Genomic DNA, 12,490 nt, shown 5'->3' with positions numbered 1-12,490 from the left:
TGGCCGCAGGTGCAGGGAGCGCGACACGAGAGGGGATCCGCGGATGAGCGGGAGCGACGCGTACGTCGACTGGGACTTCGCCAAGGCCACGGGCCGGCGGCTGGCGGCCCCCGGGCCGCGGGTCAGCCGGGACGAGGCGGCCTCGGTCGTCGCGTCGCTGCGGGCGGCCGCCGTCGCCGCCCACGAGCCGATCGCGCGGACCACGGGCCTGAGCAGCCCGGGTGACGCGCCGCCGGCCCTCGTCGTCGACCGCGGTGGGTGGGTCGACGCCAACGTCGACTCGATGCGCTCGCTCATGGCCGCGGTCATCGAGAAGGTCACCGAGGGCGGGCGCTCGGGCTCGCCCGGCGTCGTCACCGCGGTCGGCGGGAAGGTCGCCGGCGGCGAGGCGGGGGCGCTGCTGGCCTTCCTGTCCAGCAAGGTCCTCGGCCAGTACGACCTCGCGCCCGAGGGCACGCCCCGGCTGCTGCTCGTCGCCCCCAACATCGTCCAGGTCGAGCGCGACCTCGGCGTCGACCCGGAGGACTTCCGCCGCTGGGTCGCGATGCACGAGGAGACGCACCGCGTGCAGTTCACCGCGGTGCCGTGGCTGCGCGAGCACCTGCTCGAGCGCTCGCGCTCGCTCACCACCGACCTCGCGCCGACGCCGGAGGAGCTGAGCGCCCGGCTGCAGGACCTCGGCCGCCGGCTGCCGGAGGCCTTCCGCTCGGGCAGCCAGGGTCTCGGCGAGGTGTTCCTCACCGCCCGGCAGCGCGAGGAGGTCGGGCGGCTGACCGCCGTCATGAGCCTGCTCGAGGGCCACGCCGACGTGATGATGGACGAGGTCGGCCCCCAGGTCATCCCCACCGTCGAGGACATCCGCCGCCGCTTCCAGGGCCGGCGCAACGGCGTCTCCGGGCTGGAGAAGGTGCTGCGCCGCCTGCTCGGCATGGAGGCCAAGCTGCGCCAGTACCGCGACGGCGCCCGCTTCGTGCGCGGGGTGGTGGCCGACGTCGGGCTCGAGGGGTTCAACGCCGTGTGGACCTCCCCGCAGACCCTGCCGACCCCCGACGAGGTGCTCACCCCGCGCGCCTGGGTCGAGCGCGTCCACGGACGGGCCCCCATCGGCTCCTCGGCGGGCCCGGCCCCGGTGGCGGGTCCGTGAGCGGCCCCGCGCCCGCGGTCGCGGCGACCCGGGTCGCCGTCCGGGGGGAGCTCGGGCTGCTGCCGGTCGGCGGCACCGTCGTCGTCGGCTGCTCCGGCGGCCCGGACTCGCTGGCCCTCGCCGCCGCCGTCGCTTTCGAGGCGGGCAAGGCGCAGCGGCCGGCCGTCGGCGTCGTCGTCGACCACGGCCTGCAGCCCGGGTCGGCGCAGGTCGCCGAGCGGGCGGCCGCGGACTGCCGGGCCCTCGGGCTCGCCCACGTCGAGGTCGTCCGGGTCACCGTCGAGCGCGCCGCCGGCGGTCTCGAGGAGGCGGCCCGGATGGCGCGGTACGCCGCCCTCGAGGACGCGGCCGAGCGGCACGCCGCCTGCGCGATCCTCGTCGGGCACACCCGCGACGACCAGGCCGAGCAGGTGCTGCTCGGCCTCGCCCGCGGCTCCGGCTCGCGCTCGCTGTCGGGGATGCCGCGCCGCCGCGGCCGGCTGGTGCGGCCCTTCATCGGGGTGACCCGCGCCGAGACCGAGGCCGCCTGCGCGGCGTACGGCGTCGTGCCCTGGCAGGACCCGCACAACGAGGACACCTCCTTCACCCGGGTGCGGGCGCGCGCCCTGCTCGGCGAGCTCGAGCGCGAGCTGGGGCCCGGGGTGAAGGCGGCGCTGGCGCGCAGCGCCGAGATGATCCGCGAGGACGCCGACCACCTCGACGACGAGGCGGCCGCGCTGCGCGCCGGGCTCGGCCGGGGCCCCTGGCTCGTCGCGCAGCTGGCCGCCGTCCCGCGGGCGCTGCGGACCCGGCTGTGGCGGCTGCTCGCCGTCGAGGCCGGCTCGCCCCCCGGCCAGCTGTCGATGGCGCACGTCGAGTCGCTCGACGCGCTGCTCACCTCGTGGCACGGCCAGGGCCCGCTGCAGCTGCCCGGGCACGTGCGGGCGTCGCGGTCGGGGGACTGCGTGTCCGTCGAGGCCCTCGTTCCGGTTGAATAGCCGCGCCCTCCCCACCCCGAACCGACGCTGGACCGAAGGAGCACCGTGGACGCCGCCGACATGGGGGCCGACCTGAAGGAGGTGCTCCTCACCGAGGAGCAGATCCTCGGGCGGCTCCAGGAGCTGGCCGAGCAGATCTGGGCCGACTACGCGGGCAAGGACGTGCTGCTCGTCGGCGTCCTCAAGGGCGCGGTCATGGTCATGGCCGACCTCATGCGCGCGCTGCCCGGCAGCGTGCCGATGGACTGGATGGCGGTGTCGTCGTACGGCTCGGGGACCAAGTCCTCCGGGGTCGTGCGGATCCTCAAGGACCTCGACACCGACATCGGCGGCCGGCACGTGCTCATCGTCGAGGACATCATCGACTCGGGCCTGACCCTGTCGTGGATCCGCGCCAACCTCGAGTCGCGGCACCCGGCGTCGGTGGAGATCTGCACCCTGCTGCGCAAGCCGGAGGTGGCCAAGGTCGACATCGACGTGCGGTACGTCGGCTTCGACATCCCCAACGAGTTCGTCGTCGGCTACGGCCTCGACTACGACGAGCGGTACCGCAACCTGCGCTGCGTCGGCACGCTGGCGCCCGCGGTCTACGCCTGAGGGGCGGCGCGGCGCACAGCACCCCCACAGCCGGGACCGGAACACGGCGAGACCGACGCTCGTTGACCTGCGAGAATCGTCCCCTGAGCGTGAATCGTCATCCCAGCAGATCCGAGCGGAAGGTCGGGGCGTAGCCCTGCACTGATATGGACATCAAGCGCATCGTCCGCACCCCCCTGGTGTGGATCCTCGTCGCCGTCGTGGCGATCATCGTGGCCCTCAACCTCTCCGGGGGCGACGGGTACCAGCGGATCGACACGAGCAAGGCGCTCACCCTCGTCCAGGAGGGCAAGGTCAAGTCGGCCGTCCTGCTCAACAACGAGCGGATGGAGCTGACGCTGACGTCGCCGTACAGCGACAACGACGTCAAGGACGCCACCAAGGTCTTCGCGTTCTACTCGGACGCGCGCGGGGCGGACGTCGTCGCGGCGCTCGACAAGGCCGCGCCGGCCGACGGCTACACCGACCAGATCGACGAGCCCAGCTGGTTCGGCTCGCTGCTGTTCAGCATCCTGCCGATCATCCTCATCCTCGGTCTGTTCTGGTTCTTCATGGGCCAGATGCAGGGCGGCGGGAGCCGGGTCATGCAGTTCGGCAAGTCCCGCGCCAAGCTCGCGACCAAGGACACCCCCAAGGTGACCTTCGCCGACGTCGCCGGGTGCGACGAGGCCGTCGAGGAGCTGCAGGAGATCAAGGAGTTCCTCCAGGAGCCCGCGAAGTTCCTCGCCGTGGGCGCCAAGATCCCCAAGGGCGTGCTGCTCTACGGCCAGCCCGGCACCGGCAAGACGCTGCTGGCCCGTGCGGTCGCCGGCGAGGCCGGGGTGCCGTTCTACTCGATCTCCGGCTCGGACTTCGTCGAGATGTTCGTCGGGGTCGGCGCCTCCCGCGTCCGCGACCTGTTCGAGCAGGCCAAGGCCAACGCGCCGGCCATCGTCTTCGTCGACGAGATCGACGCCGTCGGCCGGCACCGCGGCGCCGGGCTCGGCGGCGGTCACGACGAGCGCGAGCAGACGCTCAACCAGCTGCTCGTCGAGATGGACGGCTTCGACGTCAAGACCAACGTCATCCTCATCGCGGCGACCAACCGCCCCGACATCCTCGACCCGGCGCTGCTGCGCCCGGGCCGCTTCGACCGCCAGATCGCCGTCGAGGCCCCCGACATGCTCGGTCGCCACCGCATCCTCGAGGTGCACGCGCAGGGCAAGCCGATGGCCGGCGACGTGGACCTGCTCGCCGTCGCCCGCCGCACCCCCGGCTTCACCGGCGCCGACCTGGCCAACGTCCTCAACGAGGCCGCGCTGCTCACCGCGCGCAGCAGCCGCAAGGTCATCGACGACAAGGCGCTCGACGAGGCCATCGACCGCGTCATCGCCGGCCCGCAGAAGCGCACCCGGATCATGTCGGCCAAGGAGCGCAAGATCACGGCCTACCACGAGGGCGGCCACGCCCTCGTCGCCGCGTCGCTCAACCACACCGACCCGGTGACCAAGGTGACGATCCTGCCGCGCGGCCGCGCCCTCGGCTACACGATGGTCATGCCGCAGGACGACAAGTACTCGACCACGCGCAACGAGATCCTCGACCAGCTCGCCTACGCGCTCGGCGGCCGCGTCGCCGAGGAGATGGTCTTCCACGACCCGACCACCGGCGCGTCGAACGACATCGAGAAGGCCACCGCGATGGCCCGCAAGATGGTCACCGAGTACGGCATGTCCGAGCGGGTCGGCGCGATCAAGCTCGGCCAGTCCAACTCCGAGGTCTTCCTCGGCCGCGACATGGGCCACCAGCGCGACTACTCCGAGGAGATCGCCGGCATCGTCGACGAGGAGGTGCGCAAGCTCGTCGAGAACGCCCACGACGAGGCCTGGCACGTCGTCAACGACAACCGCGACGTCCTCGACCGGCTCGTCCTCGAGCTGCTGGAGAAGGAGACGCTCAACGCCAAGGAGCTCGCCGAGATCTTCAGCAACGTCGTCAAGCGGCCGCTGCGCCCGACCTGGCTCTCCAGCGAGTCCCGGCTGCTGAGCGACCGCCCGCCGGTCCTCACGCCCGCCGAGCAGGCGGCGCTCGCCTCCGTCGGCGCCCCGGGCGCCAACGGCTCGAACGGCTCGCACGGCTACGCCAACGGCCACGCCCCCCAGGACGCCTCCGGCGACCCGGAGCTCGGCCGGCGCATCGACGACGCCGCGCAGGCGGGGGCCCACCCGGCCGCCGAGGGCGAGACGGCGCCGTACGTCGACCCGCACCAGCAGCCCGGTCCGCAGACCCCCCAGAGCCCGTACGAGCAGGGAGGGCACTGACCGGTGGCCGTCGACCAGGAGCGGGCCGAGGCCGCGGTCCGCGAGCTGCTGCTCGCGGTCGGGGAGGACCCCGACCGCGAGGGGCTGCGTGAGACGCCCGGGCGCGTGGCCCGGGCCTACGCCGAGATCTTCGCCGGTCTCGACATGACGCCGTCGATGGTGCTCGACAAGACCTTCGCGATCAACCACGACGAGCTCGTCATCGTGCGCGACATCGAGGTCTACAGCACCTGCGAGCACCACCTCGTCCCGTTCCACGGGCTCGCCCACGTCGGGTACATCCCGGCCAAGGACGGCAAGGTCACGGGGCTGTCGAAGATCGGCCGGCTCGTCGACGTCTTCGCCCGACGCCCGCAGGTGCAGGAGCGGCTGACGACGCAGGTCGCCGACGCGCTGGTCGACCACCTCGGCGTGCGGGGCGTCATCGTCGTCGTCGAGTGCGAGCACCTGTGCATGTCGATGCGCGGGGTGCACAAGCCCGGCTCGCGCACCATCACGTCGGCCGTGCGCGGGCAGCTGCGCGACGCCGCCACCCGCGCCGAGGCCATGTCGCTGCTGCGAGGCGGCCGGTCCTGAGCACCCGACCGTCGCCCTCGGCGTCGGCCTCCGCCCCGGCGCCCCCGCCGGGCCGCCCGTCCCCCCGGACGGACGCGCCCGAGGGGGCGTCCGCCGGTCCGCGGGCGGCGGACCTGCGGGCCCGCACCCCGCGGGTCCTCGGCCTGCTCACCTCGCTGGTCGGGCTCGTCGACCTCGTCGGCACCCTCGTGCGGCTGTGGCGACCCCGGCTGCACGAGGTCGGCGCGCTCCTGCCCGGCGTCGTCACCATCTCGGTGTCGGCCTCGATCCTCACCGGGCTGGCGCTGCTCGTCCTCGGGCACGGTCTGCGCCGGCGCAAACGGCGCGCCTGGCGGGCCGTCGTCGTCCTGCTCGCGGTCAGCGCGGCCGCGGGGGCGGTGCACCTCAGCCCCGTCCACGCGGTCGTCTCGGTGGCGCTGCTCGTCGTCCTCGTCGTGCGCCGCGGCGACTTCCGCGCCCAGGGCGACCCGCAGAGCCGCTGGCGCGCGGTGCGGGTGTTCCTCGGGCTGCTGCTCGCCGACCTCGTCGTCGGGACCGCCGTTGTCTACGCCGCCGAGCGGTTCGAGGTCGGCGGGGCCCCGTCGCTCGCGGCCGCGCTCAGCGAGGTCGCCGCGGGGCTCGTCGGCCTCGACGGCCCGGTCGGCTTCGCCACCCACCGCGCCGCCGACCTCGTCGGGACGGTGCTCGCGGGGCTCGGCCTGCTCACCCTCGCCGCGACGGCGTACGTCGTCCTGCGCAGCCCCGAGCCGCGCGCCGTCCTCTCCGACGACGACGCCCAGCGGCTGCGGCCGCTGCTGCGCCGGGGCGAGGACTCGCTGGGCTACTTCGCCCTGCGCACCGACAAGGCCGTGCTGTGGTCCCCGTCCGGCCGGGCCGCCGTCGGGTACCGCGTCGTGGGCGGCGTCATGCTGGCCAGCGGCGACCCGGTCGGGCCGAGCGACGCCTGGCCCGAGGCGATCCTCGCCTTCCAGGAGCAGGCCGCGGCGCACGCGTGGACCGTCGCCGTCCTCGGCTGCTCCGAGCAGGCCGGCGAGGCGTGGGCCGAGCACGCCGGGCTCGACGCGCTCGAGCTCGGCGACGAGGCGGTGCTGACGACCGAGGACTTCACCCTCGAGGGCCGGCCGATGCGCAACGTGCGCCAGATGGTCTCCCGGGTGCGCCGGCACGGCTACGAGACCCGGGTCGACCGGGTCGGCGAGCTCGAGGACGGGCTGCGGGCGACCGTCCTCGCCGACGCCGCCGCCTGGCGGGGCTCGGAGACCGAGCGCGGCTTCAGCATGGCGCTGGGCCGGGTCGCCGACCCGCGCGACCCCGACGCGGTCCTCGTCACCGCGTGGCACGAGGGCACCGTGCGCGCCATGGTGCAGCTGGTCCCGTGGGGTGCGGACGGGCTCTCGCTCGACCTCATGCGGCGCGACGTCGACGCCGCACCCGGCGTCAACGAGCTGCTCGTCGCCGCCGTCATGGAGGCGGCCCCGCGGCTCGGGGTGACGCGGGTGTCCCTCAACTTCGCCGCGTTCCGCGCGGTCTTCGAGCGCGGCGAGCGGCTGGGGGCCGGGCCGCTGCTGCGGCTGCGCCGCTCGGTGCTCATCGTCGCCTCGCGCTGGTTCCAGATCGAGAGCCTCTACCGCTTCAACGCCAAGTTCCAGCCCGAGTGGCAGAGCCGGTTCCTGCTCTACCCGGGGCCGGGGGACCTGCCGCGGGTCTCGCTCGCCGCCCTCGAGGCTGAGGCCTTCCTCGTCTGGCCGACGTGGCGCCGGCTGCGGGAGGGTCAGGCGTGAGCGCCTTCCGGCTGCAGCCCCTGCCCGTCGCGGCGGGGCGCCCGGTCGTCATGGGCGTCGTCAACGTCACCCCGGACTCGTTCAGCGACGGCGGCGAGTGGTTCGAGACCGAGGCGGCCGTGCGGCACGGGCGCGAGGTGCGGGCCGCCGGCGCCGACGTCGTCGACGTCGGCGGCGAGTCGACCCGCCCCGGGGCCGAGCGCCCCAGCGTGGAGGAGGAGCTGCGCCGGGTCGTGCCGGTCGTGCGCACCCTCGCCTCCGAGGGGGCCGTCGTGTCGATCGACACGATGCGCGCCGAGGTCGCCGAGCAGGCGCTCCTCGCGGGGGCGGCCATGGTCAACGACGTGAGCGGCGGCCTCGCCGACCCGGCCATGGTGCCGCTCGTCGCCGAGCTCCGGTGCCCGTACGTCGCCATGCACTGGCGCGGGCACAGCACGGACATGCAGTCCCGGGCGGTGTACGACGACGTCGTCGCCGACGTCGTGCGCGAGCTGGGGGAGCGGCGGGACGCGCTGCTGGCCGCCGGGGTGCGGGCCGACCGGCTCGTCCTCGACCCGGGGCTGGGCTTCGCCAAGGACGCCGACCACAACTGGACCCTGCTGGCCCACCTCGACGAGCTCGTCGCCCTCGGCCAGCCGCTGCTGCTCGGGGCCTCGCGCAAGACCTTCCTCGGCCGCGTCGCCGTCCTGCCCGGCGGCCCGTCCCGGGCGCCGACCGACCGCGACGCCGCCACCGCGGCGACGAGCGTCCTCGCCGCCCAGGCGGGGGTGTGGGGGGTGCGGGTGCACGACGTGCCCGGCACCCGTGACGCCTTCGCCGTCCTCGCCAGCACCGCCAGCCACCGACGGTCAGGAGACCCGAGATGACGTCCTCGTTCCGAGCGGTGTCCGGCACCGACCGGATCCTGCTCGCCGGTGTGGAGGCCTTCGGGTACCACGGCGTGCTGGCCTTCGAGAAGGAGCAGGGCCAGACGTTCGTCGTCGACGTCGTGCTCGAGCTCGACCTCGGCCGGGCCGGGCGCAGCGACGACCTCGCGCACACGGTGTCGTACGCCGAGGTGGCGACCGACGTCGTCGCGCGGGTCACCGGGCCGTCGTACGACCTCATCGAGCGGCTGGCCGAGGTCGTCGCCGACGACTGCCTCGCGCGACCGCTCGTCGACGCGGTCGAGGTGACGGTGCACAAGCCGCAGGCGCCGGTCGGGCAGCCGTTCTCGGACGTCGCCGTGCACGTCCGGCGCGAGCGGGGCCGGCCGGTCGTCGTCGCGCTGGGCGCCAACCTCGGTGACGCGGGGGAGACGCTGGCCGCGGCCGTCCGCGAGGTCGCGGCGCTGCGCGGGGTGCGGGTGCGCGCGGTGTCGCCGCTGGTCGAGACCGACCCGGTCGGCGGGCCGGAGCAGCCGGTCTACCTCAACGCGGTGCTGCTGGCCGACAGCACCCTCGATCCGGCGGCGCTGCTGGCCGCGCTGCACGGGGTCGAGGTGGCGCACGGTCGCACCCGCGAGGTGCGCTGGGGCGCGCGGACGCTCGACCTCGACCTGCTGCAGGTCGGTCGGGCGGGGACGCCGGGCGAGGTGCGCTCGGACGACCCGGACCTCACCCTGCCGCACCCGCGGGCGCACGAGCGGGGCTTCGTCCTCGTGCCGTGGCTCGCCGCCGACACGGACGCGGTCGCGCGGGACGGGGCCGGGGCGGTGCGTCCGGTCCGGGAGCTGCTGGCCGACGTCGGGGACGAGGGCGTGCGGCCGGGGCCGGCGTGGCCGGGCGCGGCCGACGGGTCCGAGGGGTCCGACGGGGGTGCGTGGTGGTGAGCACGCCGCACGGGGTGCGGGTGCGGCTGCTGCTCGCTGTGGCGCTCGTGGCCGGGCTGGTGTCGTGGGTGGGGCTGACGCTGTGGGGGCAGAGCGGGCGGCAGGTGCCGTCCGCGTCGTGGGCGGCCGCGCCGATCCTGCTCGCCGTCGCGGTCGGGCTGGTCCTCGCGGGCCGGCCGGTGCGGCGGCTCGTGCAGGGGACGGCGACCAAGCCGGTGCACCCGCTGTACGCCGCGCGGGTGCTGTCGCTGGCCCAGGCGGCGGCGCTGACCGGGGCGGCGGTGCTCGGGTGGTACGCCGCCCAGGTCGTGCGGCTGCTGCCCGACGTCGACGTGCCCTCGCAGCAGCAGGACGTGCTCGTCCTCGCCGTGCTCGGCCTCGGGGCGGTGCTCGTGTCCGCCGCCGGGCTGCTCGTGCAGCACTGGTGCCGCGTCGACGACGACCGGGACGAGCGGGACGAGCGGGACCGGCGCGGCGGGTCCCGCGACGACGACCACCGCGAGCGTCAGCGGTAGACCTCGCCGCCGACGGAGCCCATCTTCGGGTCGACGTCGCCACCGGCGACCCAGTTCGGTCCGGCGTGGACGTACTTGGCTCGGGCCAGCGCGGCCCGGACCGCGACGTCGCGGTCGGCCGGTGTGGGGGCGTACCAGAGGTAGAGCGCCTCGCCGCCCGCGTACCGGCTGGCGCAGACGACCGCGGCCGGGCTGACGGTGGGGGTGCCGGTCGCCGGGGGCTGCACCGTGGCCGTGCCGCTCGTCACCGGCGGGGGCAGCGGCGCCGGGGTGGTCGTCGGCGGGATGGTGATGGGGGTGACGCTCGTCGGGCAGCCGAAGGCGGCGGCGAGGTCGCCGAGCGAGGTGATCCGCGTCCCGTCGACCGGCGAGCCGCCGGACGTCGTGGGGGAGGCGGTGCTGGTCGTCGACGGCGGCGGGGTGCTGCCGTCGTGCGAGGCGCAGCCGACGAGGACGGGGACGGCGACCAGCCCGAGCCCCGTGAGCGCGGTGGCGACGCGGCCCCGGGTCACTTGTCGATGTCCCCGACGACGAAGAACATCGACCCGAGGATCGCGACCATGTCGGCGACCAGCGTGCCCGGGAGCATCTCGGCGAGGACGGCGACGTTGTTGAAGGACGCCGAGCGCAGCTTCAGCCGCCACGGGGTCTTCTCGCCGCGCGAGACGAGGTAGTAGCCGTTGAGGCCGAGCGGGTTCTCGGTGGCCGTGTAGAGGTGGCCCTCGGGGACCTTGAGCACCTTGGGCAGCTTGACGTTGACCGGGCCGGCGGGCAGCGAGCGCAGGCGGTCGACGCAGGCGGTCGCGAGGGCGAGCGAGACCCGGGTCTGCTCGAGGAGCACCTCGAGGCGGGCGAGGCAGTCGCCGGCGGTGCGGGTGACGACCCGGCCGGGCCCCCCGGGGCCGAACAGCTCGCCGTACGCGAGGTACGGCGCGTCGCGGCGCAGGTCGAGGTCGACGCCGCTGGCGCGGGCGATGGGGCCGGAGACGCCGTAGGCGTGGACGGTCTCGGGGCTGAGGACCCCGACGCCGCGGGTGCGTCCGGCGAGGATCTCGTTGCCGACGAGCATGCTCTCGAGGTCGGGCAGGCGGCGGGTGACGGCGTCGACAGCGGCCTGGGTGCGGCCGAGCCAGCCGGCGGGCAGGTCCTCCTTGAGGCCGCCGACGCGGTTGAACATGTAGTGCATCCGGCCGCCGGACGCCTCCTCCATGACGGCCTGGAGCTCCTCGCGCTCGCGGAACCCGTAGAACATCGGGGTGATCGCGCCGAGCTCGAGGGGGTAGGAGCCGAGGAACATCAGGTGGTTGAGGACCCGGTTGAGCTCGGCCAGCAGGGTGCGGGCCCAGACGGCCCGCTCGGGGACCTCCATGCCGAGCATCCGCTCGACGCCGAGGACGACGCCGAGCTCGTTGGCGAAGGCGGAGAGCCAGTCGTGCCGGTTGGCGAGGACGACGACCTGGCGGTAGTCGCGGACCTCGAACAGCTTCTCGGCGCCGCGGTGCATGTAGCCGACGACCGGCTCGGCGGAGACGAGGCGCTCGCCGTCGAGGACGACCTTGAGCCGGAGGACGCCGTGGGTGGCGGGGTGCTGGGGGCCGATGTTGAGCACCATCTCGGCGGTGGCGAGGCCCCCGGCCCCGACGCCGACCGTGAGCTCGCGGCGGGCCGCGTCGGTCGTCGTCATGCGGGCCAGTGTGCCCCACCCTCCCCGCTCGGCGTGCCGGGGCGTCGGCGTCGCCGCTGCGGGTCCGCGCGCCGCGAGGGGTCGGGTGGCCAGTCGCCGCGGGTGTCCTCGGAGGGGTGCCCCTGCAGCGGGCACCCGCCGAACGGGTGCGCCCCGACCGGCGGCGGGTTCGGGCCGGTGACGAGGACCTCGACGACCCACAACGGGTGGCGGCGCCAGCTCCAGATCGGTCGTCGGCGCCAGTCCCAGCCGATGTGCCGACACGGCCACCACATCCGCGGAAGCTGGAGGGGGAAGCAGACGACGTGGGCCGGCATCCGCCGTCCGGCCGCGTCCCGTACGCGCTCGGCCTCGGCGCGGCGCTGCCAGGACTCGGCGACGACCTGGGCCACGGGGTCGTCGTAGAACCGGTCGAGGCGCAGCGACCGCCACGCGGCGGGGGTGCCGACCACGACCCGCCGCCCCGCCCGGGTCGGCGGCGGCTGCCCGGGCACGGTCAGCTCCTCCGGGTGCCGGGAGGACAGCAGCCAGCCCGGCGGCCCCTCGGGGGCCCGCTCGATCCCCGGGTCGTCACGGCGCGGTGGGTGCGGGCCCGGGGCCGGCCGGTCGTGCTCGGCTCCTGCAGGGTCACCCGCGCCGCCACCCGCGCCGCCACCCTGGCCGCCACCCGCGCCGCCACCCGCGCCGCCACCCTGGCCGCCGACCTGCGCGCCGTCCTCGTCGGGGACGGGGTCATCGCCCTGGCAGGACCCGCCGTCGTGACGCGCCGAGGCCGAGCGTCGCCACCGTTCGGCGAGCTCGCGCGCCTGCGGGGAGTCGTCGACCATGGCGGCGCCCAGGTCCTCGTCGGGCACGACGATGGCGAAGGCGAGGCCGAGCCGCTCGACGAGCCGGGCCACGGCGGCCGCGCTCCCGGTCAGGTCGCCGCTCTCCAGCCGCCCGATGAACGACTTGCTGACCCCCAGCTCGCGCGCCAGTGCCCGCTGGCTCGTGGACCGCAGGAAGCGCTCGGTGCGCAGCGCTGCCCCCAGCTGCGCCCCCAAGCTCCCCGCGACCTCGATCATGCCGACGACCGTGCCCCGCCGGCCCCCACCCCCGCTCCGCGC

General features: G+C 75.2%; 12 protein-coding genes. 9 read left to right on the top strand and 3 right to left on the bottom strand.

Translation table 11 applies throughout. The annotated features are described in order from the left end of the window. Positions 1–43: 43 nt before the first annotated feature. The 9 genes from FB458_RS04180 (at position 44) to FB458_RS04140 (ending at position 9,700) form a co-directional block, all read left to right on the top strand. Positions 44–1,144: a zinc-dependent metalloprotease gene (locus FB458_RS04180; RefSeq protein WP_141847030.1), complete on the top strand. Its 1,101-nt coding sequence runs from the start codon at positions 44–46 to the stop codon at positions 1,142–1,144. Next, a complete protein-coding gene (gene tilS / locus FB458_RS04175; RefSeq protein ID WP_141847028.1) occupies positions 1,141–2,121 on the top strand; it encodes a tRNA lysidine(34) synthetase TilS in 981 nt (326 codons plus the stop codon). Before FB458_RS04180 ends, tilS begins: the two co-directional genes overlap by 4 nt. 45 nt (positions 2,122–2,166) lie before the next feature. Continuing rightward, entirely contained in the window at positions 2,167–2,718 is a 552-nt protein-coding gene (hpt, locus tag FB458_RS04170) for a hypoxanthine phosphoribosyltransferase (protein WP_141847026.1), read from the top strand. Between the two features lie 146 nt (positions 2,719–2,864). Then, positions 2,865–5,018, top strand: a complete 2,154-nt coding sequence (gene ftsH / locus FB458_RS04165; protein WP_141847024.1) for an ATP-dependent zinc metalloprotease FtsH — start codon at positions 2,865–2,867, stop codon at positions 5,016–5,018. Between the two features lie 3 nt (positions 5,019–5,021). Beyond that, positions 5,022–5,594 (top strand): GTP cyclohydrolase I FolE, encoded by a 573-nt coding sequence (gene folE, locus FB458_RS21770; protein WP_141847022.1) that lies wholly within the window; start codon positions 5,022–5,024, stop codon positions 5,592–5,594. Next, positions 5,591–7,375 carry a phosphatidylglycerol lysyltransferase domain-containing protein gene (locus tag FB458_RS04155; protein WP_246061478.1) on the top strand — a complete coding sequence of 595 codons (1,785 nt, stop codon included), beginning with the start codon at positions 5,591–5,593 and terminating at the stop codon, positions 7,373–7,375. Before folE ends, FB458_RS04155 begins: the two co-directional genes overlap by 4 nt. 50 nt (positions 7,376–7,425) lie before the next feature. Beyond that, positions 7,426–8,241 (top strand): dihydropteroate synthase, encoded by an 816-nt coding sequence (gene folP / locus FB458_RS04150; RefSeq protein WP_141850321.1) that lies wholly within the window; start codon positions 7,426–7,428, stop codon positions 8,239–8,241. Next, the gene (gene folK / locus FB458_RS04145) at positions 8,238–9,185 is read left to right on the top strand and encodes a 2-amino-4-hydroxy-6-hydroxymethyldihydropteridine diphosphokinase (protein WP_141847018.1); all 948 of its coding nucleotides are present in this window, start codon (positions 8,238–8,240) and stop codon (positions 9,183–9,185) included. Before folP ends, folK begins: the two co-directional genes overlap by 4 nt. After that, positions 9,182–9,700: a DUF3180 domain-containing protein gene (locus tag FB458_RS04140; RefSeq protein ID WP_170185558.1), complete on the top strand. Its 519-nt coding sequence runs from the start codon at positions 9,182–9,184 to the stop codon at positions 9,698–9,700. The genes folK and FB458_RS04140 overlap by 4 nt, the downstream gene beginning before the upstream one ends. Here the strand turns inward: FB458_RS04140 and FB458_RS04135 are convergent. The 3 genes from FB458_RS04135 to FB458_RS04125 are packed head-to-tail and all read right to left on the bottom strand — an operon-like array spanning position 9,691 to position 12,448. Then, positions 9,691–10,212: a hypothetical protein gene (locus FB458_RS04135; RefSeq protein WP_141847015.1), complete on the bottom strand. Its 522-nt coding sequence runs from the start codon at positions 10,210–10,212 to the stop codon at positions 9,691–9,693. The two genes, FB458_RS04140 and FB458_RS04135, sit on opposite strands and share 10 nt — an antisense overlap. Continuing rightward, positions 10,209–11,384, bottom strand: coding sequence for an NADH-quinone oxidoreductase subunit D (locus FB458_RS04130; RefSeq protein WP_141847013.1), 1,176 nt, complete (start codon positions 11,382–11,384; stop codon positions 10,209–10,211). The genes FB458_RS04135 and FB458_RS04130 overlap by 4 nt, the downstream gene beginning before the upstream one ends. After that, complete coding sequence (locus FB458_RS04125) at positions 11,381–12,448, bottom strand: helix-turn-helix domain-containing protein (protein WP_141847011.1); 1,068 nt, start codon at positions 12,446–12,448, stop codon at positions 11,381–11,383. Before FB458_RS04125 ends, FB458_RS04130 begins: the two co-directional genes overlap by 4 nt. Positions 12,449–12,490: the final 42 nt, after the last annotated feature.

It is taken from the genome of Lapillicoccus jejuensis (genome assembly GCF_006715055.1).
GTDB classification, from domain to species: domain Bacteria; phylum Actinomycetota; class Actinomycetes; order Actinomycetales; family Dermatophilaceae; genus Lapillicoccus; species Lapillicoccus jejuensis.
This window is presented reverse-complemented; position numbering and strand designations above follow the sequence as displayed.

Bases quoted from the DNA above. Each gene is read 5' to 3' on its own strand.
- FB458_RS04180 (WP_141847030.1), top strand. From the start codon at position 44: ATGAGCGGGAGCGACGCGTACGTCGACTGGGACTTCGCCAAGGCCACG.
- ftsH (WP_141847024.1), top strand. From the start codon at position 2,865: ATGGACATCAAGCGCATCGTCCGCACCCCCCTGGTGTGGATCCTCGTC.
- folP (WP_141850321.1), top strand. From the start codon at position 7,426: ATGGGCGTCGTCAACGTCACCCCGGACTCGTTCAGCGACGGCGGCGAG.
- folK (WP_141847018.1), top strand. From the start codon at position 8,238: ATGACGTCCTCGTTCCGAGCGGTGTCCGGCACCGACCGGATCCTGCTC.
- FB458_RS04130 (WP_141847013.1), bottom strand. From the start codon at position 11,384: ATGACGACGACCGACGCGGCCCGCCGCGAGCTCACGGTCGGCGTCGGG.
- FB458_RS04125 (WP_141847011.1), bottom strand. From the start codon at position 12,448: ATGATCGAGGTCGCGGGGAGCTTGGGGGCGCAGCTGGGGGCAGCGCTG.